Annotated in this window: 19 protein-coding genes and 1 riboswitch; of the genes, 8 read left to right on the top strand and 11 right to left on the bottom strand. The window is 39.3% G+C overall.

Annotated features, from left to right (window positions below):
- Nucleotides 1-164: 164 nt before the first annotated feature.
- Nucleotides 165-1031, bottom strand: coding sequence for a glutamate racemase (gene murI / locus DK865_RS13290; RefSeq protein WP_109392134.1), 867 nt, complete (start codon nt 1029-1031; stop codon nt 165-167).
- Nucleotides 976-2847: a TonB-dependent vitamin B12 receptor BtuB gene (gene btuB / locus DK865_RS13285; RefSeq protein ID WP_109392133.1), complete on the bottom strand. Its 1872-nt coding sequence runs from the start codon at nt 2845-2847 to the stop codon at nt 976-978. Before btuB ends, murI begins: the two co-directional genes overlap by 56 nt.
- Before the next feature lie 70 nt (nt 2848-2917).
- Nucleotides 2918-3125, bottom strand: a riboswitch (cobalamin riboswitch).
- Between the two features lie 111 nt (nt 3126-3236).
- Here btuB and trmA point away from each other — a divergent pair.
- Nucleotides 3237-4334 carry a tRNA (uridine(54)-C5)-methyltransferase TrmA gene (gene trmA / locus DK865_RS13280; RefSeq protein ID WP_109392132.1) on the top strand — a complete coding sequence of 366 codons (1098 nt, stop codon included), beginning with the start codon at nt 3237-3239 and terminating at the stop codon, nt 4332-4334.
- A 123-nt stretch (nt 4335-4457) separates the two neighbouring features.
- Here the strand turns inward: trmA and DK865_RS13275 are convergent, their stop codons facing one another.
- Together DK865_RS13275 and fabR are read right to left on the bottom strand one after the other, a co-directional pair.
- Nucleotides 4458-4859: a YijD family membrane protein gene (locus DK865_RS13275; RefSeq protein ID WP_036914589.1), complete on the bottom strand. Its 402-nt coding sequence runs from the start codon at nt 4857-4859 to the stop codon at nt 4458-4460.
- The gene (gene fabR, locus DK865_RS13270) at nt 4859-5545 is read right to left on the bottom strand and encodes an HTH-type transcriptional repressor FabR (RefSeq protein ID WP_036914586.1); all 687 of its coding nucleotides are present in this window, start codon (nt 5543-5545) and stop codon (nt 4859-4861) included. Before fabR ends, DK865_RS13275 begins: the two co-directional genes overlap by 1 nt.
- A gap of 199 nt (nt 5546-5744) precedes the next feature.
- On the opposite strand from fabR, the gene sthA reads away from it, so the two are divergent.
- Nucleotides 5745-7142, top strand: coding sequence for a Si-specific NAD(P)(+) transhydrogenase (gene sthA / locus DK865_RS13265; RefSeq protein ID WP_023583456.1), 1398 nt, complete (start codon nt 5745-5747; stop codon nt 7140-7142).
- On the opposite strand, the gene oxyR is transcribed toward sthA, so the two are convergent.
- The 5 genes from oxyR to argC form a co-directional block, all read right to left on the bottom strand.
- A complete protein-coding gene (oxyR, locus tag DK865_RS13260; protein ID WP_023583455.1) occupies nt 7134-8051 on the bottom strand; it encodes a DNA-binding transcriptional regulator OxyR in 918 nt (305 codons plus the stop codon). The two genes, sthA and oxyR, sit on opposite strands and share 9 nt — an antisense overlap.
- Nucleotides 8052-8308: 257 nt before the next feature.
- On the bottom strand, nt 8309-9691 hold the full coding sequence (gene argH, locus DK865_RS13255; RefSeq protein ID WP_023583454.1) for an argininosuccinate lyase: 1383 nt from the start codon (nt 9689-9691) through the stop codon (nt 8309-8311).
- A 77-nt stretch (nt 9692-9768) separates the two neighbouring features.
- A complete protein-coding gene (locus DK865_RS13250) occupies nt 9769-10977 on the bottom strand; it encodes an argininosuccinate synthase (protein ID WP_109392131.1) in 1209 nt (402 codons plus the stop codon).
- Nucleotides 10978-11052: 75 nt separating this feature from the next.
- A complete protein-coding gene (gene argB, locus DK865_RS13245; RefSeq protein WP_023583452.1) occupies nt 11053-11826 on the bottom strand; it encodes an acetylglutamate kinase in 774 nt (257 codons plus the stop codon).
- A 20-nt stretch (nt 11827-11846) separates the two neighbouring features.
- Nucleotides 11847-12851: an N-acetyl-gamma-glutamyl-phosphate reductase gene (gene argC / locus DK865_RS13240; protein WP_109392130.1), complete on the bottom strand. Its 1005-nt coding sequence runs from the start codon at nt 12849-12851 to the stop codon at nt 11847-11849.
- A 100-nt stretch (nt 12852-12951) separates the two neighbouring features.
- Here argC and argE point away from each other — a divergent pair, with 100 nt between their 5' ends.
- Complete coding sequence (gene argE, locus DK865_RS13235) at nt 12952-14115, top strand: acetylornithine deacetylase (RefSeq protein ID WP_036914580.1); 1164 nt, start codon at nt 12952-12954, stop codon at nt 14113-14115.
- A gap of 61 nt (nt 14116-14176) precedes the next feature.
- Here argE and poxB read toward each other — a convergent pair whose 3' ends face one another.
- The gene (gene poxB / locus DK865_RS13230; protein ID WP_109392129.1) at nt 14177-15901 is read right to left on the bottom strand and encodes a ubiquinone-dependent pyruvate dehydrogenase; all 1725 of its coding nucleotides are present in this window, start codon (nt 15899-15901) and stop codon (nt 14177-14179) included.
- Between the two features lie 567 nt (nt 15902-16468).
- Here poxB and DK865_RS13225 point away from each other — a divergent pair.
- The 3 genes from DK865_RS13225 to DK865_RS13215 are packed head-to-tail and all read left to right on the top strand — an operon-like array spanning nt 16469 to nt 18914.
- Nucleotides 16469-17290, top strand: coding sequence for a DUF3100 domain-containing protein (locus DK865_RS13225; protein ID WP_023583450.1), 822 nt, complete (start codon nt 16469-16471; stop codon nt 17288-17290).
- On the top strand, nt 17287-17736 hold the full coding sequence (locus tag DK865_RS13220) for a hypothetical protein (RefSeq protein ID WP_006534124.1): 450 nt from the start codon (nt 17287-17289) through the stop codon (nt 17734-17736). Before DK865_RS13225 ends, DK865_RS13220 begins: the two co-directional genes overlap by 4 nt.
- Nucleotides 17736-18914: a M20 metallopeptidase family protein gene (locus DK865_RS13215; protein ID WP_023583449.1), complete on the top strand. Its 1179-nt coding sequence runs from the start codon at nt 17736-17738 to the stop codon at nt 18912-18914. Before DK865_RS13220 ends, DK865_RS13215 begins: the two co-directional genes overlap by 1 nt.
- 70 nt (nt 18915-18984) lie before the next feature.
- Here the strand turns inward: DK865_RS13215 and DK865_RS13210 are convergent, their stop codons facing one another.
- A complete protein-coding gene (locus tag DK865_RS13210) occupies nt 18985-19998 on the bottom strand; it encodes a LysR substrate-binding domain-containing protein (RefSeq protein WP_023583448.1) in 1014 nt (337 codons plus the stop codon).
- Between the two features lie 705 nt (nt 19999-20703).
- Between DK865_RS13210 and proP the strand changes: the two genes are divergently transcribed.
- Complete coding sequence (gene proP / locus DK865_RS13205; RefSeq protein ID WP_023583447.1) at nt 20704-22206, top strand: glycine betaine/L-proline transporter ProP; 1503 nt, start codon at nt 20704-20706, stop codon at nt 22204-22206.
- 10 nt (nt 22207-22216) lie between these two features.
- A complete protein-coding gene (gene phrB, locus DK865_RS13200; RefSeq protein ID WP_109392128.1) occupies nt 22217-23644 on the top strand; it encodes a deoxyribodipyrimidine photo-lyase in 1428 nt (475 codons plus the stop codon).
- The last annotated feature ends 74 nt before the right edge of the window (nt 23645-23718 follow it).

Genomic DNA, 23718 nt, shown 5'->3' with positions numbered 1-23718 from the left:
GCGTTATTTTATAAGGCTTTTCACTTTATTTTTTTGTTCTCTCGGCTAACTCACTTAGCGTGGTTTGCCGTGACAACGAGGGCGCATTATAGGGAGTTTTGTGAAGCTGGCAACACTTTTTTTGAGTTTTTTTACTGACCGTTGAATTTTCCACCAAATTGCACTTAAAGCGCCAGTTTTCTGAGCGATTCAAAGCCAAAACCCGCTAAAACAGGTTTTAATAATTCGCTATTCTCATCTTCTTTTAAGCAATAAGCGAAACTAATTTCATTAGTTCCCTTTATTTTCGCTTGATTTACGACCAACCACGCAGTTCTTCGTGCAATTGCAGCACCAGAATCGATAATTCGTGTGCCATCAGGTAAAACAGAAAGAAGTTCATCAGCTAATAAAGGGAAATGAGTACAACCTAATACCACCGTATCTGGCGGTTCTTTCATTTTTAGCCAAGGTGTAAGGATTTTACGAAGCGCATCTAAAGAAACGGCCTCACCATGAAGTTTTCTTTCCGCCAATTCCACCAGCTCAGCCGAACCTAAAGAGTGAACTTTGCAATCAGTTGCAAAGCGTTCAATAAGTTCGTGGGTATAAGGACGTTTAACGGTTGCTCTTGTTGCTAATAATCCAACCACACCATTACAGGTTAATTTAGCTGCCGGTTTAATAGCAGGAACAACACCCACAATAGGAATATCAGTAAACTTGGCACGTAAAGCAGGAAGGCTCACTGTGCTTGCTGTATTACAAGCAATAACAATGGTGGCGAGATCATGCTTTTCCGCAACCGCGCTAACTATTCGAACAACACGGTCAATAATGAATTCTTGTGACTTCTCACCATAGGGAAAAGCTTCATTATCGAAAACATAGATATAGTGAGCATCCGGTAATTTTTCACGGATCTCACGATAAACAGATAAACCGCCAACCCCTGAATCAAAAACTAATACAGTAGGGTTAGCGGTAAGTTGTGCATCAGAAGTTGTAGCTTCCTGTAAGGAAGTATTCACGTCCTGGCGTGCGATAGCCATAAGCTGTCTCATAATCTTTATCAAACAGGTTGGCTATTCTACCACGAATTGAGAGATGTGATGTAATAGGATATGACGCAGTTAAATCCCAAATACTCACACCGCCTAAAGAAATAGGTTTTGATGAATAAGTTGAAGGATCGTACTCTTTATCAGTACGTTGACCAATATATTGGTATGTCACTCCCATATCTAATTTTTCGACTTGCCAATCAAGCTGATATTTCACTTGCTGACGAGCTCGGCGATCAAGGCGTTGATGTGTTTCATCATTTCTTGCATCTATATATTGGTAATTAAAAGTGTGATGGAAAATACCTGTATCCATTTCCCCTGTAAATTCTGCACCTTTAATTAATGCCTCGCCAATATTATGATTTTTCCAACCCTGATGAGGATCTGACTGGATAAGATTATTAATTCGGTTTCTATATGCGGTTAATCGCCATGATAAAGGTCCCGTTAACCCTTCAAATCCCCCTTCCCACTGTTTGCTCTCTTCAGGTTGTAAATCTGGATTACTTCCCCATTCACTATAAAGTTGCATCAGTGTCGGTGCTTTAAATGCCGTACCATAGCCACCAATCACATGATAGCCCTCAACGAACTCCCACGCTAAGTTAGATTGCCATGTAGTGTGCCAGCCATATTCAGAGTGTTTATCAGAACGCACTGAAGCTTCTGCAATCACATCGCCTAATTTTTGCTGACCAGTAAGATAGAGCCCAGTATTGTCGGAATGTTCTTTATTAGGGAATCCATTAGAACCTTCTTTAACAGATTGACGTTGCCAATCTACTCCCCCCCCTACACTGCCATTGCCTAATAAAAGGTGATTGCTCCACTGCACATTATATTGTTCAGAGTTGGTAAACCGGCTGCCTTTACCATAGCGACCTTGATGTGGATCGTAATCATAATCTTTGGTGTAGTTATAACTGGTATTTAAAGAAGAAGAGTAGTTATCACGATGAAATTGCATACCTGCATCATAAGTGCGGCTAAACAGTGCGCGAGTATCCGTAATAATGGTATTATCGTTATAATCTGGCTCAGCATCATAAGCCGTACGATTATCAAAACCATAAGCCCGTGCAAATAAAGAAACGTTATCATTTATATCGTGATTAACGCCTAACCATAGTGACTTATTCATAAAACCATCACGATCAGGTTGAGGATGCCCTCCTGTATTACCTCTCGCTTCTACATCATAGCCTTTGGTATAGAGATAACTACCTGCCGCCGTTAGTGTTGTTTTATCACCGAGTTTTTGTTTTACAGAGCCATCATATTCTTGATAACCATGAGAACCCATTGTGGCATTGAGAGTACCACCTTCGTTTTCTCTTTCAGTTAGAATATTAATTACCCCACCAATTGCATCAGATCCATAAACCGAAGAGCGAGGCCCTCTTATATATTCAATTCGCTGAACAAGAGAAAGAGGAATTTGGCTGATATCAGAACTTCCTGAAACATTCGCCTGATTTAAACGTACACCGTCTACTAAAATGAGAACATGGTTTGAATTTGTACCTCTCACAAATATTGAGCTTTGTTGCCCTATTCCACCATTTTGCCCAACATCAATCCCCGGCAATCGGCGTAATACATCAAGGACACTATTACTTTGCCAACGCTCTATTTGCTCGCGTTCAACTATCGTCATTGGCGCTAAAATAGAAGAGCTAGGTTCTTGGAAACGATTTGCAGTCACACTTAATGTATTGTTGTTATCTGCAAATGTACTAAAACTACTTGCCATTACACCCAAAGCAAGACTCGAAATGAAAAAAACATTTTTATGATTCATGAATAATCTGCATCCAACAGAATAAGTAGCAGGATGCCGCCAAAATTAAATAAAGCGCGTATTTAATTTAAGATGCGACAGGTCTTCGGCAGGTCTTCGGACTTTAGGTTAAAGCAACAAATTTATGTCTTTAAGATAATGACTTCCCACTACACTTATATAAGTGCTTTGCAGTGTCTTTTATTATCCTTGATCCTATTACCGCTGCGCGTCAGTTCTGGCTTTGCACCAGATTCCCTTTTCACTCCTATTAGGAGACCGAATAACTATGCTACGATTTCAAATCCATTGAGTCCAGAAATTGAACATGAAGAATACTGGACATCTTCATGAGGATCTCTACAATTTCGCTCGCTTAACTTTATTACTGCCAAAAAAGGCGAGATACCATGCAGAATTCATTACCAACGCAAACATATCAGTCTCAACTGAATGAAAAAACACAACGTCTACAAACAATGATGGCTCCTTTTAATGCGCCTAAAGCCGAGGTTTTTTCATCACCAGAACAGCATTATCGTATGCGTGCGGAATTCCGTATCTGGCATGAAGAAGAGTCTCTCTATCATATTATGTTTGACCAAGAGACTAAGCAGCGTATTCGGGTTGACCAATTTCCCGTTGCTAGCCAGCTTATTAATAAAATGATGGTTGTCTTGTTGGCAGAAATAAAAGATAAACCAACACTCAGAAAGAAACTGTTTCAGATTGATTATCTTTCTACGTTGAGTAATAAAATTATTGTCTCACTGCTTTATCACAAGAAAATTGATGAAACTTGGCAGCAAGAAGCAATGGCATTACGCCAATCATTAATTGCTCAAGGTTTTGATGTGCAATTAATCGGTCGTGCATATAAAACAAAAATTATGCTTGATAACGATTTTATTGATGAAGTATTACCCGTTGCTGGCAAAAAAATGATTTATCGCCAAGTTGAAAATAGCTTCACGCAACCTAATGCTCAGGTCAATATTAAAATGCTGGAATGGGCATTAAAGGCAACGGAGAATGCAAAAGGCGATCTGCTTGAACTGTATTGTGGTAACGGCAATTTTTCATTAGCACTTGCGCGTAATTTTGAACGCGTACTGGCAACTGAAATTGCAAAACCTTCTGTTTATGCCGCGCAATATAATATTGCAATGAACCATATTGATAATGTGAAAATTATTCGCATGTCTGCGGAAGATTTTACTCAAGCAATGAATGGTGTAAGGGAATTTAAACGCCTAGAAGGGATTGATTTAAAAGATTACCAATGTGAAACCATTTTTGTTGACCCACCTCGTAGTGGTTTAGATGAGAAAACTGTAGAGTTGGTTAAAACTTACCCTCGTATTTTATACATTTCTTGTAATCCAGAAACACTGTGCCAAAATTTAGAAACGCTCATTAAAACCCATAAAGTCAGTAAATTAGCCTTATTCGATCAATTCCCATATACCCACCATATGGAATGTGGCGTGTTATTAGAAAAAAGATAACCCCTTATTTCACTGGTTATAGATAAAAAGCGTTCAATAGCACGAGTAAAAACAAAAACACCAGCAAGATAACTTGCTGGTGTCAAAATTTCGCTGTGTTTACAACAAAGAGATAAGTACAGGCTAGTACTGCTCTGCTTGTGATGCTTTCTCAGCTTCTTCTGCCTGTATACGTAAACGTTGACGCTGTTTGAATTGACGATAAATCCACAACGCAACAATAACGATACAAACTGAAGAGAAGAAATTTGAACCCCATTCAGGGTTAACGGTTCTGGTGTAAGCGTTATAACCAAATAAGCCTAATAAAAAGAATGAAAAAATCAGCTTAGGCATACCATCGGTCATGGGTTGATTTAAATAGCGCTGATATAAACAGTAAACTGCCAAGATTAAACTGATGAGTGGGAAAACTGACCACGACTCAATAAACGGGTTAAAAAGACTTGAATAAGTACCATGTAAAGCGACACCAATGACTGTGGCAAGTAATAGCGTGCTTTTTTCACAGCGATTTTGTTCCATCATTTGTCTCCTTTCTGATGCGTTTTTTTCTTTATCTCTGGGTTATCTTGTGGAGGTATTTGCGTTTCTTGCTCACGTCGATACCAATAATAGGCACCTTTAGCAATCATTCGCAGTTGTATAACTAATCTTTCTTCTAATTGTTGACGCTTTTCAATATCGATATCCAGTGCTTCTGCGCCTGCACTAAATACAATAGTGACCATTGCTTCAGATTGCATTTCTGTAAAATAACGTGGCATATGGCTCTCTTGCTCAAGATAGTCTGCCAGTTCTGCAATAAAATGTTGGATCTCTCGTGCGACAGCCGCACGAAACTCAGCAGAAGTCCCTGAACGTTCACGAAGTAATAATCGAAACGCATTAGGATTATTGCCAATGAATTCCATAAAAGTTGCTACTGATGTTCTGATAACACTGCCACCTTTCGCAATACGTTGACGTGCTTGGCGCATTAATTGGCGTAACATCAATCCACTTTCATCAACCATGGTGAGCCCAAGTTCATCAACATCTTTAAAATGACGATAAAATGAGGTGGGTGCAATACCAGCTTCTCTAGCCACTTCTCGTAAACTTAGACTTGTAAAGCTACGTTCAGCACTGAGTTGGCTAAAAGCAGCTTCAATTAAAGAGCGACGGGTTTTTTCTTTTTGTTTAGCTCTAATGCCAATATTATTACTCACAGAAATCCTGATAATCCTAATTTGGTTTATACTCAATATATCAAACTTTGTTAAAAAAGCAGTGCGTACAATCATCTATCAAGACACATTCTCATAAAAACTCAACAAAGTGTGACTAATGCCCTTAATGTCCGTTGGGCTATTATTCATTGTAATGTTAATATAGCGTTGTCGGTTTGTATAAAACAGGTCTCTTCCTATGCAACATTCTCATTTCGATGCAATTGTGATCGGTTCAGGTCCTGGTGGTGAAGGCGCGGCCATGGGGCTTGTTAAACAAGGAAAGCGCGTCGCTGTTATAGAACGTTATAACAAAGTCGGTGGGGGCTGTACTCACTGGGGAACTATTCCTTCAAAAGCCCTACGTCATGCAGTAAGTCGTATTATCGAATTTAATCAAAACCCGCTTTACAGCGACCAATCTCGTCTTATTAACTCTTCTTTCTCTCAAATACTTCGCCAAGCCAGTACCGTAATTAATCAGCAGACTAAAATGCGTCAAGGTTTTTACGAGCGTAATAATTGTACGATGTATTCGGGTGAAGCTGCATTTATTGACGAGCACCGGATCAGCGTGCGTTATCCTGATGGTACTTGCGATATTCTTTCCGCTGATAGTTTTATTATTGCAACAGGCTCACGCCCGTATTGCCCGCCAGATGTCGATTTCTCTCATTCTCGTATTTATAACAGTGACACTATTCTCGATTTAGAGCATGAGCCTCATCATGTCATTATTTATGGTGCAGGTGTTATTGGTTGTGAATATGCCTCTATTTTTAGAGGATTAAGAGTAAAAGTAGACTTAATTAATACTCGTGATCATCTATTGTCTTTCCTTGATCAAGAGATGTCTGATGCCCTTTCTTATCACTTCTGGAATAACGGCATTGTTATTCGTCATAATGAAGAATATGAAAGCATTGAGGGTGTCGATGATGGTGTTATTGTACATCTAAAATCAGGTAAAAAAGTCAAAGCAGATTGTCTACTTTATGCGAATGGTCGAACAGGAAATACAGACACTCTAGGCTTAGAGAACGTGGGTATCAAAACAGACAGTCGTGGACAAGTTTCTGTTAATGCACATTACCAAACCAGTTGTGAACACATTTATGCCGTCGGTGATGTGATTGGTTATCCAAGTCTAGCTTCAGCTGCTTATGATCAAGGTCGAATTGCGGCGTTAGCTATCACAACCGGAAAATCAGAAACGCATTTAATTGAAGATATTCCAACGGGGATCTACACCATTCCTGAAATTAGTTCTGTTGGTAAAACAGAGCAACAACTCACGGCAATGAAAATCCCTTATGAAGTAGGGCGCTCTCAATTTAAACATTTGGCAAGAGCACAAATTGCAGGTATGAATGTAGGGAGTTTAAAAATTCTCTTCCACCGCGAAACCAAACAAATTTTAGGTATTCACTGCTTCGGTGAGCGGGCTGCTGAAATTATTCATATCGGTCAAGCGATTATGGAGCAAAAAGGTGAAGGCAATACTATCGAGTATTTCGTTAATACCACCTTCAACTATCCAACAATGGCAGAAGCCTATCGTGTTGCGGCTCTTAATGGTTTAAACCGTTTATTTTAATGCATTTTGTTTTTCTGCATAAAATGCGGTCATATGTTCACGGATTGTCTCTGCTAACTGTTCATAACGATTACGCAAAGGCGATCCGGGACGATAAACCAAAATAATAGACCGTGATGGATTAGGATCGGTACATTCTAGATAACACACCCCATCACGCTTTTGTTCTTGAGGGACGGATAAATCAGGTAACAAGGTTATTCCACTACCGGCAGCGACCATATTACGTAGGGTCTCTAAACTCGTTGCTCTAAAATGAGTATCTTCTTTTGCACCTGCTTGAAAACAGAAACCTAACGCTTGATCGCGTAAACAGTGTCCATCTTCTAACATTAATAAACGTTGACCTGCTAAGTCACCCATCGGCACAGATCCACGCTCATGCCATGGATGTCCCTCATAAATTGCTAACTTCATTGGCTCTTCAAATAGAGGCACTTCAATAAACGGCGCGCTCTCTTTTACCATTGCCAAAATGGCACAATCGAGTTTTCCGCTATCTAATTGAGCTAATAAGCTATGAGTTTGTGCTTCATGAAGATACATCTCTAACTTAGGATAGTTTTTATGTAATTCCGGAATAATGTGAGGCAATAAATAAGGACCAACAGTAGGGATAAGCCCGATATGTAAAGGCCCAGCCATACTTTCTCCTTGCAATGAAGCCATTTCTTGTAGCACTTTGACTTCACGTAAAACGGTTTTCGCTTGATCCACCAGCAATAAGCCTTGTTGAGTAAACAAAACCTTACGGCTCGTTCTTTCAAGTAACATTACACCGAGTTCATCTTCAAGTTTACGAATTTGACCACTTAATGTTGGCTGACTCACATGGCAAGAATCTGCCGCACGACGAAAATGTTTATGCTCAGCTAGAGCCACCAGATATTCCAAGTCACGGATATTCATTGCAGATCCTACATTTATTGCTGATAGTTAATGTCTATAGATAATATAGTAACTGATAAATTTTTCTATCAGTCGAATGTTATTCTGTCTCTCTTTTTCGATATTTTCTAAACAAACAACTCAAAAAACGAATTACTTCATACTCTAAAGAATTCAAAATGAGTATAGATATTATCGGCAATTAAAAATAAAAGAACAGAGTGGCATTCACCCTGTTCTTTTTGAATAACAGTCAGTTGTCTTAGATAAACGTTTTTTTATTTATCCATATTTAAGACTTCTTTGGCTTTTACTATCGCATAAGCGACCTGTTTTTGAGAAACACCACCTTTTGCAAGACGTTTATCTAAACAAGATTGAAGCGATAAAATGTCGTACACATCAATCATAATTTTACTGTTAAACATCTGTAATTCAGACAGCGGGAGTTCTTCAATCGCTTTACCTTGTTCAATGGCACAAACAACCACTTCACCCACAATATGATGAGCTTCACGAAATGGCACACCTTTCGCAACAAGATAATCTGCCAGTTCAGTGGCATTAGCATAACCTTGTTTTGCGGCTTCTTCGCAACGAGGGCGACGGATTTGGAGCCCATCAAGAACGAGCGTTGCCATATGCAAACAATCAGACCATGTATCGATAGCGTCAAACAGTCCTTCTTTATCTTCTTGCATATCTTTATTGTAAGCGAGAGGTAGACCTTTTAAGGTCATCATCATGCCCGTTAATGCACCTTGTACTCGTCCACATTTCCCACGGATAAGCTCAAGTGCATCTGGGTTTTTCTTTTGTGGCATTAATGATGAACCAGAAGTCACTTTGTCTGATAATTCAATAAAACCCGCTTCACCACTATTAAAGAAAATAAGATCTTCTGCAAAACGCGATAAATGCACCATACCAATAGCCGCAGAGGATAATAGCTCTAAGACATGATCACGATCGGATACACTGTCTAAACTATTATTGGTTGCACTCGCAAAACCTAACCATCCTGCTAATTGTTCACGATCAATATCATAAGCCGTTCCGGCTAAAGCCCCACAACCTAATGGACTAATATCTAAACGTTTTAATGCATCAGCTAAACGGCTTTCGTCTCTGGCTAGCATTTCATTATATGCTAAACACCAATGCGCAAAAGTGACTGGCTGGGCGCGCTGTAAATGGGTGTAACCCGGCATTACCGAGTTTTGATTTTGTTCTGCGGTGATAACTAAGGCTTTTTGTAGCTCAACAATCGCTTGACGAAGATGAATAACTTCTTCTTTACACCATAATTTTAAGTCTGTTGCGACCTGATCATTACGGCTACGCCCTGTATGTAGTTTTTTACCTAAATCACCGACTTTAGCAATAAGCTTACTTTCAACCCAGCTATGGATATCTTCTGCATCACTTTGCAAAATAGACTGCGGATTTGCTGTGACTTCTTCTGATAATTCATTTAAAGCTTGCTCAAGTTGAGCTTGTTCATCTTGCGACAATACGCCAACTGTGACTAACGCTTTAGACCAAGCTACTGAGCCAAAGATATCCTGTTGTGCCAGTCGAAAATCAAACCGCAGTGAATCATTGAATTGTTTAAACCGTTGATCAGCTTCCTGACTAAAACGTCCACCCCAGAGTGCCATAATCGCTTCCTGTATTTATTCTATGTAATAAAAAGAGTGAGAGTGATGCCTTATTAGCACCACTCTATTGCCTTACGTTATTTCTTGCTCAGTGCACGAATACGTGATGGCAGAGAATATAAACGGATAAAACCTTCAGCATGGCTATGGTCATAAACTTCATCTTCGCCAAAGGTTGCGAACTCTTCAGAGTACAGACTGTTGTCTGATTTTTTCTGAATAGCATTCACATGACCTTTATAAAGTTCTAACACCACTTCGCCATTCACATCTTTTGCCAGCGCTTCAGCAGCAGCTTGTAATGAAGCACGAATTGGCGTAAACCAACGCCCATCATAAGCGACATAAGACATCTCTAAGCCTAATTGCTGACGCCATTTAAAAGCATCTCTATCAAGTACGAGTTGCTCAACACCACGCAGAGCCGCCATCATGATCGTGCCCCCAGGGGTTTCATAGCAACCACGAGATTTCATACCCACTAAACGGTTTTCAACAATATCGATACGCCCAATACCGTGTTTTACACCTAACGCATTCAAGGTATCTAAGCATTCAAAAGGTGATTGTGTTTTACCATTAACCGCAACCACTTCTCCTGCTTTTACCGTCACAGTGACTAATTCTGGTGTTTCTGGTGCTTTTTTAGGATCAACAGTCCATGCCCAACAATCTGCATTTGAGGCATTCCATGGGCTCTCTAATACGCCACCTTCTGTTGAGATATGCCATGCGTTTTCATCACGGCTATAAATTTTCTCTAGGGTTGCTGTTGTTGGGATATTACGCACTTTTAGATAATCCAACAGCGCTTCACGAGAGCGTAAATCCCACTCTCTCCAAGGCGCAACGACTTTCAGTTGTGGCGCAAGTGCCGCATAAGTGCTTTCAAAACGAACCTGATCGTTACCTTTACCCGTTGCGCCATGAGCAACAGCATCCGCACCTAATTTTAAGGCTAGTTCAACTTGTGCTTTAGCGATAACAGGACGTGCCATTGAAGTACCTAATAAATAGCTACCTTCATATAACGCGCCTGTTTTTAATACAGGGTAGACGTAGTCTTTGATAAATTCTTCGCGTAAATCGACGATATGACACTCGGAAGCACCTGATGCTAATGCCTTTTGTTCCACACCGACTAAATCATCACGGCTTTGCCCCACATCTGCCACAAAAGCGACAACTTCACAGTTATCATAATGCTCCTTTAGCCAAGGGATGATTGCCGAAGTATCCAATCCGCCAGAGTATGCCAATACGATTTTCTTAATACCTTTAGTCATAGTGATAACCTTCAATTCCCAATTTATTTAAATTCTGCCAATGATCAAATAACGATAAGATATCTAGCGTAATTTTTAAGCTAAAATACGAGTTCCTACTGCAACACCATTAAATAATGTCGTCAGTTTTTCAGCGTGGCGCCAACTTGCGATTTCAACAGGTCGTCCTAACGTTTTAGCCGCTTCCAATGCCGCATTAACTTTCACTATCATGCCGTCAGTAATAATGCCTTGGTCGATTAACATTTGTGCTTTTTCAGCTGACATCTCGGCAATCTTCTGACCTTTACCATCTAAAATGCCACTGACATCGGAAAGTAGGACTAAATCAGCACCTAATGTTTCAGCAATAGCGGTTGCCGCTTGGTCAGCATTCACATTCATCAGCTCACCTTTTTCAGTCATACCAATCGAACTGATAATAGGTAGGTAGCCAGCACCCAATAATAAATTGAGTAAATCAGGAGAGCCGGGATTGGCATTTCCTACATGACCTAACTCTTCATTGATTTGAGTGACTTTAGCTAACTGGCCATCACCCAAAGAAAGCCCCACGCCATTAAGCCCAAACTTCGTTGCCCACGATAACAAGGTTTTATTGGCACTTCCGGCAAGCGCCCCTGTAATGATGTCTATCTGATCAACGGGTGTAACTCGAAGCCCCTGCTTTTTCACCACAGGCAACTGCAATTTACCCATCAACTCATCCACTAAACAGCCACCACCATGTACGATGACTAAAGGACGAGAATACGTTGAGCGATACTGTTGTAATGCAGTAAAAAACCGTGTTAACGCTTCTTCATTATCAAGGAGCACACCACCCAGTTTGATAATTAATGGTTCCATGAAACTTCCCTACCCATTATTTAAATAAGTGATTCGGTTTCAGCGAAACCAAACCGAATGTTCATACATTGCACTGCTTGTGCAGCAGCCCCTTTCAACAAATTATCTTCAACACCGACGACAATCAGATGTTCACCTTGTTGAGCAAATCCGATATCACAGAATGCAGTTCCTACCACGGCTTTTAATGCAGGCAACCCTTTTTCATAAACACGCACTAATGGTTTATCTTGATAAGCATCTTCAAAGACTTGTCTTACGTTCTCTTGTGTCACACCTGCTTTTAACTTACAGGTGATAGTGGCTAAGATCCCTCTGGCAAAATTGCCTAAATGAGGTGTAAAAATCACATCGATACCCAGATGTGTGGCAATTTCAGGTTGATGGCGATGCGTAAACACGCCATAAGGTTGCAAGCTCACTTCGCAAAAGCTACTGGTTAAAGAGGCTTTTCTGCCAGCACCACTCACACCGCTGGTGGCATTAATCACAGGCCACTGTGCTGTATCTAACAGTCCTGCTTCTACTAAAGGTTTTAGTGACAATTGAGAGACTGTTGGATAACACCCCGGCACAGCAATTAATTGCGCCTGACTAATAATGTCGGCATTCCATTCAGCTAACCCATAAACTGCCTGTGATAACCAATCAGTATTCTTATGCTCGAATCCATAGTATTGTTGATAAAAATGCTTGTTTTGTACTCGATAGGCACCAGACAAATCGAATACCACACAACCTTGCTCTAAAAAAACAGGGGCGATGTCATGACTGACTTCATGAGCGGTTGCGAGAAAAACGATATCAATGTTTTCAGCAGCTTTCGCGACATCAACCATCGGCTCAAGTGGGAGATCCACTAAACCACGATATTGTGGATGAAGTTCAGAAAAGTACTTCCCTGCATCTGCACTTTGAGCGGATACCATCAGTCTGCTCAAATTCACATGAGGATGCTGCTGAAGATAGGCGGCTAATTCAGCGCCAGTGTAACCACTTGCTCCTACAATCAGAGTATTTAACATGTCATTCTTACCTTGTACTATGAACACAAACCGATTAATGTATTTTTATTCAAAAAAAGTGCATGAATATTGATACTATTATGAAGAAAGGCTGTCAACAGTGAATATTAAATTACCTACATTTATTGAGATTTATCGTCAATTAATTGCAACACCCTCTATCAGTGCTACAGACGCTAAAAATGATCAAAGTAATGAAGCGCTGATTAATTTACTTGCTAATTGGTTGGAAACATTGGGTTTTTCAATTGAGATCCAACCCGTGCCCGAAACGCGAGGTAAATTTAACCTTTTGGCAACATTAGGATCGGGTAAAGGTGGGTTATTACTCTGTGGTCACACTGACACAGTACCGTTTGATGAAGGCCGTTGGACGCAAGATCCTTTTACGCTGACAGAAAAAGAAAATAAGTTATATGGTTTAGGCACTGCCGATATGAAAGGCTTTTTTGCCTTTATTCTCGATGCATTGCGACATATCGATCCTAAGACGTTAACTCACCCACTCTACATTCTTGCTACCGCAGATGAAGAAACCTCTATGGCAGGGGCTCGTTATTTTGCCGCTCATACAGCAATCCGCCCTGATTTTGCCATTATTGGGGAACCTACATCGCTAAAACCTATTCGTGCTCATAAAGGACATTTATCGAATGCAATACGTATTACAGGGCAATCAGGGCATTCTAGTGATCCAGAAAAAGGGGTGAATGCAATAGAGCTGATGCATGAATCGATTACTCACCTGAGTACACTGCGCGATACGTTAAAAACTCGCTATAACAACCCTGCGTTTGTTATCCCTTATCCAACAATGAACTTTGGTTATATTAATGGCGGTGATGCAGCAAATAGAATTTGTGCTTGCTGTGAATTGCATATGGATATTCGCCCACTACCGGGATTAACGCTACAAGACTTGGATGATTTACTTCACGAAACATTAGCGCCAGTCAAAGCACGTTGGCCGGGTCGTTTAAATGTTGAAGCGTTACACGATCCTATTCCAGGTTATGAGTGCCCAACCGATCATAAGATGGTCGCTGTGATCGAAAAACTATTAGGTGAGAAAGCGCAAACTGTGAATTACTGTACTGAAGCGCCGTTTATTCAAGATCTCTGCCCTACCTTAGTTTTAGGTCCTGGTTCTATTGAGCAAGCACATCAACCTGATGAATTTATTGATATGGCATTTATTGAGCCGACTCGTGAATTAATGGGGCAATTAATTGAAAACTTCTGTTTAACAGAGAAAACCCTATAATAAAAAATAACCCTATCGATTGATGTTGATAGGGTTATTTATCTTCAGTCTGACTTAATAGCTAGCGTAACCAATTCGTTTTTGCGAGTTGAACAATTTCATCGCCTCGACCATTAATGATCGCTTTCATCATATACAGGCTAAACCCTTTTGCTTGTTCAAACTTCACTTCAGGAGGCATTGAAAGCTCTTGTTTTGCCGTCACCACATCCACAATCACAGGGCCATCATGTTCAAAAGCCTCTTTTAGTGCATTATCGAGATCTTCACCTTTTTCTACTCGAATACCCTTGATACCAGATGCATTCGCAATAGCAGCAAAATCAGGATTATGTAAATCCGTACCATCGGTTAAATAGCCACCGGCTTTCATCTCCATTGCCACAAAACCTAATACACTGTTATTAAAGATAATCACTTTTACAGGTAAATTCATTTGGGCTAATGAGATAAAATCGCCCATTAACATGGTAAATCCACCATCACCACACATTGCGACTACTTGACGCTTTCTATCTAATGCCTGTGCACCAATGGCTTGAGCCATCGCATTTGCCATAGAGCCATGATTAAACGATCCCAGCAAACGACGTTTTCCATTCATTCCAACATAACGCGCTGCCCACACTGTTGGCGTTCCTACATCACAGGTAAAAATAGCATCATCATTTGCAAGTTCACTTAATCGACGCGCTAAATATTGTGGATGAATAAGTTCACGCTCACTCGGTTGTGCCAGTGCATCCAGATCTTGTCGTGCTTTCGCATAATGTTTTAATGAAGCATCAAGGTGAGTGGTGTCCGTTTTCTCTTTTAAACGAGGCTGTATCGCATTTAGTGTAGCTTTAATATCGCCAATCATCGCCATATCAACATGACAATGCGAACCAAGACTGCTTGGATTAATATCGATTTGAATAATATTGGCTTTTGATGGATAAAATGCACGATAAGGAAATTGCGTACCTAATAACACTAACGTATCAGCATTTTCCATCGCATGATAACCCGATGAAAAACCAATTAATCCTGTCATTCCTACACTGTAGGGATTTTTCCACTCTATATACTCTTTCCCTCGCAATGCATGTACAACAGGGGCTTTTAATGTTTGAGCCAGTTTAATCACTTCGTCACGCGCTTGAGCACATCCGGCACCGCACATTAAAGTGATATTTTTTGCATTATTTAGTGCATCGGATAATTTTTCGATTTCGAAACGGTTTGGCATGATGAGTGGAAATTGCAACGGATACCAGTTTTCATGCGCATCTTCTGGGGCTGGTTTCAGTGCCACATCTCCCGGTAAAACAACTACTGCAACCCCTTTTTTCAAAATAGCGGTTCGCATTGCAATAGCCAACACTTGAGGGATCTGTTCTGGATTTGAGACTAATTCACAGTAATGGCTACATTCGCGAAAAAGTTCTTGAGGATGTGTTTCTTGAAAATAATTGCTACCAATTTCAGCAGAAGGAATATGTGCGGCAATGGCTAACACAGGGACATGATTACGATGACAATCAAAAAGCCCATTGATAAGATGTAAATTTCCCGGTCCACAAGAGCCCGCGCAAACCGCTAATTGACCATCAACTGCCGCTTCAGCTCCTGCCGCAAAAGCCGCAACTTCTTCATGGCGGGTTCCCATCCACTCAATCGTTCCCATCTTTCGCAAGCTATCACTTAATCCATTGAGAGAATCGCCTGTCACGCCCCAAATACGTTTTACACCTGCATTATGGAGTACTTTAGCAATATAGGTTGCAACTGTTTGCTTACTCATGGTGATGTTTTTCCTCAGTTTTGGGTGAATTGCACCTCTGCGAGCTACACGTATTTCCTTCCCATATTCTGTTTCTCTTTCTTCTCAGCTTGCAGAGAAAATCATCTGACTAACTCAAATATAAAGAATAACACCAATCACTATAATGTCACTGTGGAGATAAAATCCGTTCTCAAAAATGTGAAAAATAAAATATCACTTCCAAATACATTCGCTAAATTTATAATAATCGCATTAAATAAGAATATATCTCATTAATAACGTATTATTATTTATTAAATTATAGACAATCTTCACTTATAGGATTATTTTAATAATTAAAATAATTTTTAATTATAATTTCCCCCTTCACATTTTTATTAACAATTAAGCTGACTCATTTCAGCCTTACTCACTGTCTTTATTAATAAATTTACCTTTCTTCTATTTGTTAATAAATTTATCACCATTGTATTATTTCATGCCCCATGAAAAAGAGGTATGAAATAAACATGACATTGGTCACGCTACCTTTTGCTTTTTGTCCTCTAGAATAAAGCCTGATTATTTTTCAACGGAGATTAACGGATGGACAAAAGTAGAAGTCCGATAAAGGTTTTCTTTATTAGTATTCTGGCAGTCCTTTTCTTAATTTTTATTTCACAATATGTCATTGGTAAAAAAGAAATTAAGATTGGCATTGCGGTAATACCTATTTTACCAATGCTATTCGCTGTCATTATTGGTATGTGTATATCTGCTGGATTTACCCGTAAAAAAATTAAAGTATGGGGTAAATTATTTACAGAAAAAGAAGAAGGCTTCTGCGGTAAAATGGTAGGTTTCAGCCTACTTATTTTAGGTACACAATATGCGGGAATGATTGTTCCTAATATTAAAATGATTTTAAGTGTCGGTATTCCTTTATTTGTTCAGGAACTCGGCAACTTATTACCAGTATTAATTGCGGTTCCATTAGCCATTAAATTTGGATTTGGTCGTCGTGCAATTGGTGCTTGTTCATCTATTAGCCGTGAACCTTCTATCGCTGTTATTCAAGGTAAATTTGGTACAGGTTCTCAAGAATATATTGGTGTATTAGCCATTTATTTATGTGGTTCTGTTATCGGTACTTTATGGTTTAGCGTATTAGGTAGTATTGCTCCATTAACTGGATTACATCCACTTGCTCTTGCAGCAGGCTCTGGCGTGGGTTCAGGTTCAATGTTAAGTGCGGCATCAGGTGCATTAATTAATGGTCTTGATGAAGCATTAGCACAGCAAGTATTAAGTGTTGCCGCTGCATCTAACTTATTATCTTCAGCACTTGGCGCACTGTCATTAACCTATTTAGGTTTACCTCTTTCAGAAAAAATTTATAAAATTTTCACCAGAGGCAAAACTGCATGAAAAATATAATTATTGATATGAAATTTGTATTCGTTGCTATTTTACTGGCAATGTTTACTCAGACGTTAACATCAGGGATCGCTCTTTATGCAATGTGGGATAGCTTTATTGCTATGTCATTAGTGGTATTTATTTCACTCGTTGCAAAACATTATTTACCTTCATCTTTACCCACATTTGCTTATGCAACAATTATCGGGATACTTATTTGTTTACCCGAAACTCCGGTAAGAGATTTCTTTATTAGTTCTATTGGTAAAGTTTCCTTCTTATCTTGTTGTGTTCCTTTATTAGCATTTGCTGGGTTATCTGTTGGTGGTCAATTAGAAGAACTTAAGAAAATGTCATGGAAAGTTATTCTTATTTTCATGATTGTTTCAACTTGTTGTTTCTTTGGCGCATCAATCGTCGCGCAAATTGGATTTACTATCCAGGGAGTTATCTAATGAATAATATTTATAATGTCAGTGAAAAACTCTTTCAATTAAATGACTTTAGTAAAAAAACACGACAAGACCTGCATAAAATACCTGAGCTATCAGGTGAAGAATATAAAACATCTAAATACTGTCGTGAATTAATGGAAAGTTTTGGTTATCAAATTAAAACTTTTGATGGATATACTGGTTTCACAGCAGACTTAATTGTTAATTCTGAATTTCCATTAATTGCTATCCGTGCTGATATGGACGGATTAGAAATGCCAGACTTAACCAATAATGAACATAGTTCAGTTCACCAAGGTTGTGCGCATAACTGTGGTCACGATACTCATATGACCATGGCATTAACCAGTGCTAAATATCTTGCCGAAAATAGAGAAGAGATGAGCGCGAACGTTCGCTTTATTTTCCAAATGGCTGAAGAAGATATGCGTGTACCTGGCGCTGAAAAAATGGTTGAACTCGGTTGCATGGAAGGCGTTGATGAAACTTACGCACTTCATAACGATGCAGCGATTGAAACAGGTTGTGTTCGCTTTAATGATGGTGTGATGTCATCTTATGGTTCTGCGTGGACATTAGATGTTTATGGTGTTTCTGCCCATGGTTCAACACCACACAAAGGGTTAGATGCGATTCGTGAAGCAACGCGCTTAATTGATTATATGGATTATGTTGTTGCGAAAAAAACAGATCCATTTAGCCCTGCGGTATTTGGTTGTGGCATGATCAATGGGGGAACAATCCCTAATGCATTAGCCGATCACGTACAAGCTCGCGGTACTATCCGTTCGATGGATGAAAATACCGACCAAGTACTGAAAGCTAGTTTTGATGAAATCGTTGCACGCAGTACAGCAGGTGGATTTAAAACCACATTAAGCTATAGCGGATACCCAGCGGTTGTGAATCATCCAACTGCACATCAGCGTTTATTAGATGCGATGCGTAAATTCTTACCAGAAGAGAATATTGAATCGAACGGTAAGCCAATGACAGGCAGTGAAGACTTTAGCTATATGGTTAACGCCACTAAAGGCAAGGTCGGTGCCATGTTCTTCTTAGGAAGTGGTAACCAAGCGAAAGGTATTAATAATTACCTTCACGCAAATCCTTATTTTGTCGATGATGATTGTTTACTTGTTGGTGCTCAGATTTTTGTTAATATTCTGACTCGCTAATCGCTTATTATTCTGCCCTAAGCCCGTTATTGCCCCCGCAAAACGGGCTTTTTTATTCTGACGTCTATTCTTATTCTGCAACGCTATTATTCACATTTACTGATCGTAAATCAGGTAATCCTTGGTATACCTCTTGACTGTGCCATTGTGTTTCCCACTGCTCTGGCATCTGAATAATATTTCTATCAATATGTGGCGCATAGAGAGAAATAAATTCATGCATATAATCTTTCATATGAGTATGTTTACTGACACAAATATGGGTATAACTCGGTTGCACTAAATGATCGATATTAATACATTTTAATGCGCCACCATCTTCAATCTCATCATAAGAGGCGGTCGCAATAACGCCGATACCTAAATGTCGCTTAACATAGTATTTAATAATCTCTGTATCCGTCGCGGTTAACGCCACTTTAGGTTTCAGGTTATTTTTATAAAATACCTTGTCTAATTTAGACCCTCTTGTAAAACCAAAAACATAAGTAATCAATGGATACTCTGCCATTTGTTCAATAGTAACCTGCTCATCCTCTTTCAATAAAGCAAGAGGATGATCATAAGGAACTAATAAACTACGAGTCCAGCGGTAACACGGTAGTGTAATGAGATCTTCATAAAGATGCATAGATTCTGTTGCAATAGCAAAATCCACATCACCATTCTTAACCATTTCCGCTAATTGAGCTGGCGCACCTTGATGAAAATGTAGCGAAATATTAGGGTAATAGCGACGAAAGTGATCAATCACATTCGGTAATGAATAACGTATTTGAGTGTGTGTTGTCGCAATATGTAAATCGACTTTTTTATTACGATCTTCTTCTGCCACAATGCTTTTGATTCGGTCAACTTGCCCAAGAATATCGCAAGCAATTTTATGGACTTCTTTACCCATCGGGCTGAGTGCTAATAAGTTATTATTTTTACGCACAAACAGCGACACACTGAGTTCATCTTCTAATATTTTTAGCTGCTTACTGATTGTCGGTTGTGAGGTATAGAGTTTTTCAGCCGCATTAGTGATGTTGAAATTATTTTTCACGACTTCAACAAAGCTTTTCAGTTGATTAATATTCATAGAGGTACCCGGGTTAATCTGCACAAATGCGCGGTTAATTATTAAATTAATAAATTGTTATTCTAAATATAGGTAACGCTTGGCGATCTTTAATATCTCTGTAGTAATATCCCATAACGACCTTGATATAATCTTATAATAAGAATAGCGAGATCTATTCTATTATCCACATTTTCATCTTGATTATTCTCTCAAATAATTAAGTAAAATAAGGCATTATTATTTGCTATTTATCTATCAGACCTTGCATTATGCACAATACACATATAAATGCGTTAGCCTGAATCAAAAAAACGGAAAAAGGATATAACACACTGTTATTAAAACAAAAAATAAATTTGTTTTTTTATTTCTCCAAGCGAGATTTTCCGTTGACTTAACACAAATAACACCTAAGTAACGCTATGAATTTTACACAAAAGCAGAATTACGTTATGATATTGATCACATTTTAATACTTAGAGGCTCTGTTTTGTTATATCAAAACAACAACGAAAACTTTCTAATATCTTATTCAATCTCATCTATACTTAATAAACATTCTCTTATCTATTAGCTTAATACCTCACTTTAAATTTGGTAGAAGTAAGCTGTTTTTTAGTGAATTTTTATCACTCACTCTTCTCGCTAACAAATAGTCGCTTCATTTCTTTTAATTAATTGATAAACAAAAAATCACAAATACCTTAATAAAGGTCACTTAATATGAAAATGAAGAAAAAAAGAAACAAACCACTACAAATCAACGATATAACTATTATTGATGATAGTAAGCTAAAGAAAGCCATTACTGCAGCGGCGTTAGGTAATGCCATGGAATGGTTTGACTTTGGTGTCTATGGCTTCCTTGCGTATGTCTTAGGTCAAGTTTTCTTCCCTGGTGCATCTCCGGGTGTGCAGATGATTGCCGCGCTTGCCACATTCTCAGTACCATTCCTTGTAAGACCATTAGGAGGTGTTGTATTTGGGATGCTTGGGGATAAGTTTGGTCGTCAGAAAGTGTTATCGGTTACTATCATCATTATGGCACTGAGTACATTTGCCATCGGCCTTATTCCTGCTTATGAAACCATCGGCATTTGGGCTCCGGTCTTATTATTACTCGCTAAATTAGCACAAGGTTTTTCCATTGGTGGTGAATATTCTGGGGCGGCGATTTTCGTCGCAGAATACTCGCCAGACCGAAAACGTGGATTTATGGGAAGCTGGTTAGATTTTGGTTCTATTGCAGGTTTCGTTATGGGTGCCGGTGTTGTGGTACTGATCTCGACTATCCTTGGAGAAACAGCATTCCATGAGTGGGGATGGCGTATCCCGTTCTTCTTAGCATTACCATTAGGTCTTATTGGCTTATATTTACGTCATGCATTAGAAGAAACGCCAGCATTCCAACAACATGTCGATGAAATGAATAGCGACGATCGTAAATCTATCCAAGATCCACCTCGTGTTTCATTACGTGAAATTGCATCAAAATATTGGAAAAGTTTAACCGTCTGTGTCGGTTTAGTGATTGCCACTAATGTGACCTACTATATGTTATTGACGTATATGCCGAGTTATTTATCTCATAACTTAAATTATTCGGCAGATCACGGTGTACTGATCATTATCGCAATTATGATAGGGATGTTGTTTGTACAACCTGTCATTGGGTTACTGAGTGATAAAATTGGTCGTAAGCCATTTGTTATTGGCGGTAGTATTGGATTGTTTGTCCTTGCTTACCCTGCGTTTATGATGATTAACAGTGATGAAATTGGTTTAATTTTCTTAGGGTTATTAATTCTAGCGGTTTTACTCAACTGTTTTACTGGGGTAATGGCATCGATTTTACCCGCTATTTTCCCAACCCATATTCGCTATAGTGCATTAGCAATCGCCTTTAATATTTCGGTATTAATTGCAGGGGCAACACCAACAGCGGCAGCTTGGTTAGTTGAAGCAACCGGTGATTTATATATGCCAGCTTATTACCTGATGATTGTCGCTGTTGTCGGTTTGATAACAGGCATCAAGATGATCGAAACTGCAAATAAACCTTTACGAGGTGCAACACCTGCAGCATCAGATAAATCAGAGGCAAAAGAAATTCTGTCTGAACATTATGATAATATCGAACAACGCGTTGAAGATATTGAAGCAGAAATCGAAGCATTACAGAAAAAACGCCAATCCCTTATCGATCAACACCCTAAATTAGATTAAGAGAGGCTACATGCACCCGTCCCCTGTTCATTTAGTTTGGTTTCGTAATGATTTAAGAGTGACAGATCACAAGGCACTCTTTCACGCTTGCCAAGATAAACAAGCACAGGTGCATGCTATTTTCACCGTAACGCCTGAACAATGGAAAGCTCACAATATGGCTTTGTCATGTCAGGCGTTCATTCATAATGCGTTGCTGGATCTTTCAATCTCACTAGCAAAACTCAATATTCCACTGACCGTTGTGATAAGCGATACTTATTCAAATGCGGCCGATAAAGTGGCTGAGTATTGCCAACAACATCACGTCACTGCACTTTATTTCAATCACCAATATGCCCTTAATGAACAACGCCGTGATAAAAAAGTCACTGAGTTACTAAAGAATAAGACAACCGTTTATACTTATCATGACAATGTGTTTATTCCTCCAGGTCATGTCGTTACCCAACAAGGGGAAATGTATAAAGTTTTTACGCCCTTTAGAAATGCATTTTTGCGACTCTTTGTTTCACAAGATAACGCCTCGTTACCTATCCCAGAGATCAGAACACATCAAAAAGCGGTATCGCCGTTAAAAGCACCGCTATTTTCACTTGAAAATACAAGCTCGCTCTCTTTTATCTCTACAGAAGAAGAGGCTCTTAAACGCTTAAAACACTTCTGTTATGAAAGCGTGCCACATTATGCAAAATGGCGAGATATTCCTGCCGTTGATGGCACAAGCCGATTGTCTCCTTATCTTTCAATGGGATTACTGTCTATTCGCCAATGCTTTAATCGCCTTTACCAAACCGAACCTGATTTCTTAGAAAACAATACTTCAGGCGCATTTGTTTGGTTTAATGAACTTATTTGGCGAGAGTTTTACCAACACTTAATTGTAGCAAACCCCAATTTATGCAAACACATTGCATTTCAGCTTTGGACAGAAAAAATCAATTGGCGTAACAGCCAAGATGAATTTACGGCTTGGACTCAAGGCTCAACAGGTTTCCCTATTATTGATGCGGCAATGCGACAGCTTAACCAAACAGGTTGGATGCATAACCGTTTACGTATGCTTACGGCTAGCTTTCTTATCAAAGACTTGCTGATTGATTGGCGTTGGGGCGAACGTTATTTTATGTCGCAACTCATTGATGGTGATTTCGCATCAAATAATGGGGGTTGGCAGTGGGCTGCATCAACAGGAACTGACGCCGTACCTTATTTTCGGATTTTTAATCCTACCACCCAAGGTCGTAAGTTCGATCCTGACGGTGAATTTATCCGTCACTGGCTCCCTGAGCTCGCTCATGTGCCGAGCCGATATATTCATACACCTCACGAATGGGCGGCAAAAACAAATAACTCTCTCGATTATCCATTACCCATTGTTGATCACGCAAAAGCACGAATAAGAGCGATTGAGTCTTATGAACAAGCAAAAAAATAAAGCCAATATCCGCAATAAGAGATAAAAAAACAGCGCTGTTATTAAGCGCTGTTTTTATGTCTAAATACAGATAA

It is taken from the genome of Proteus cibi (assembly GCF_003144405.1).
GTDB lineage: Bacteria > Pseudomonadota > Gammaproteobacteria > Enterobacterales > Enterobacteriaceae > Proteus > Proteus cibi.
Note: the sequence above shows the minus strand (reverse complement) of the source record. Positions and strands in the feature narration are given on the sequence as shown.

What these genes read in the sequence shown, in the direction of transcription:
- murI (WP_109392134.1), bottom strand. Translation starts at nt 1,031, where the DNA reads ATGGCTATCGCACGCCAGGACGTGAATACTTCCTTACAGGAAGCTACA.
- phrB (WP_109392128.1), top strand. Translation starts at nt 22,217, where the DNA reads ATGCACCCGTCCCCTGTTCATTTAGTTTGGTTTCGTAATGATTTAAGA.
- poxB (WP_109392129.1), bottom strand. Translation starts at nt 15,901, where the DNA reads ATGAGTAAGCAAACAGTTGCAACCTATATTGCTAAAGTACTCCATAAT.
- oxyR (WP_023583455.1), bottom strand. Translation starts at nt 8,051, where the DNA reads ATGAATATCCGTGACTTGGAATATCTGGTGGCTCTAGCTGAGCATAAA.
- btuB (WP_109392133.1), bottom strand. Translation starts at nt 2,847, where the DNA reads ATGAATCATAAAAATGTTTTTTTCATTTCGAGTCTTGCTTTGGGTGTA.
- DK865_RS13225 (WP_023583450.1), top strand. Translation starts at nt 16,469, where the DNA reads ATGGACAAAAGTAGAAGTCCGATAAAGGTTTTCTTTATTAGTATTCTG.
- argC (WP_109392130.1), bottom strand. Translation starts at nt 12,851, where the DNA reads ATGTTAAATACTCTGATTGTAGGAGCAAGTGGTTACACTGGCGCTGAA.
- trmA (WP_109392132.1), top strand. Translation starts at nt 3,237, where the DNA reads ATGCAGAATTCATTACCAACGCAAACATATCAGTCTCAACTGAATGAA.
- DK865_RS13275 (WP_036914589.1), bottom strand. Translation starts at nt 4,859, where the DNA reads ATGGAACAAAATCGCTGTGAAAAAAGCACGCTATTACTTGCCACAGTC.
- argB (WP_023583452.1), bottom strand. Translation starts at nt 11,826, where the DNA reads ATGGAACCATTAATTATCAAACTGGGTGGTGTGCTCCTTGATAATGAA.
- DK865_RS13215 (WP_023583449.1), top strand. Translation starts at nt 17,736, where the DNA reads ATGAATAATATTTATAATGTCAGTGAAAAACTCTTTCAATTAAATGAC.
- DK865_RS13220 (WP_006534124.1), top strand. Translation starts at nt 17,287, where the DNA reads ATGAAAAATATAATTATTGATATGAAATTTGTATTCGTTGCTATTTTA.
- DK865_RS13250 (WP_109392131.1), bottom strand. Translation starts at nt 10,977, where the DNA reads ATGACTAAAGGTATTAAGAAAATCGTATTGGCATACTCTGGCGGATTG.
- sthA (WP_023583456.1), top strand. Translation starts at nt 5,745, where the DNA reads ATGCAACATTCTCATTTCGATGCAATTGTGATCGGTTCAGGTCCTGGT.
- DK865_RS13210 (WP_023583448.1), bottom strand. Translation starts at nt 19,998, where the DNA reads ATGAATATTAATCAACTGAAAAGCTTTGTTGAAGTCGTGAAAAATAAT.
- argH (WP_023583454.1), bottom strand. Translation starts at nt 9,691, where the DNA reads ATGGCACTCTGGGGTGGACGTTTTAGTCAGGAAGCTGATCAACGGTTT.
- proP (WP_023583447.1), top strand. Translation starts at nt 20,704, where the DNA reads ATGAAAATGAAGAAAAAAAGAAACAAACCACTACAAATCAACGATATA.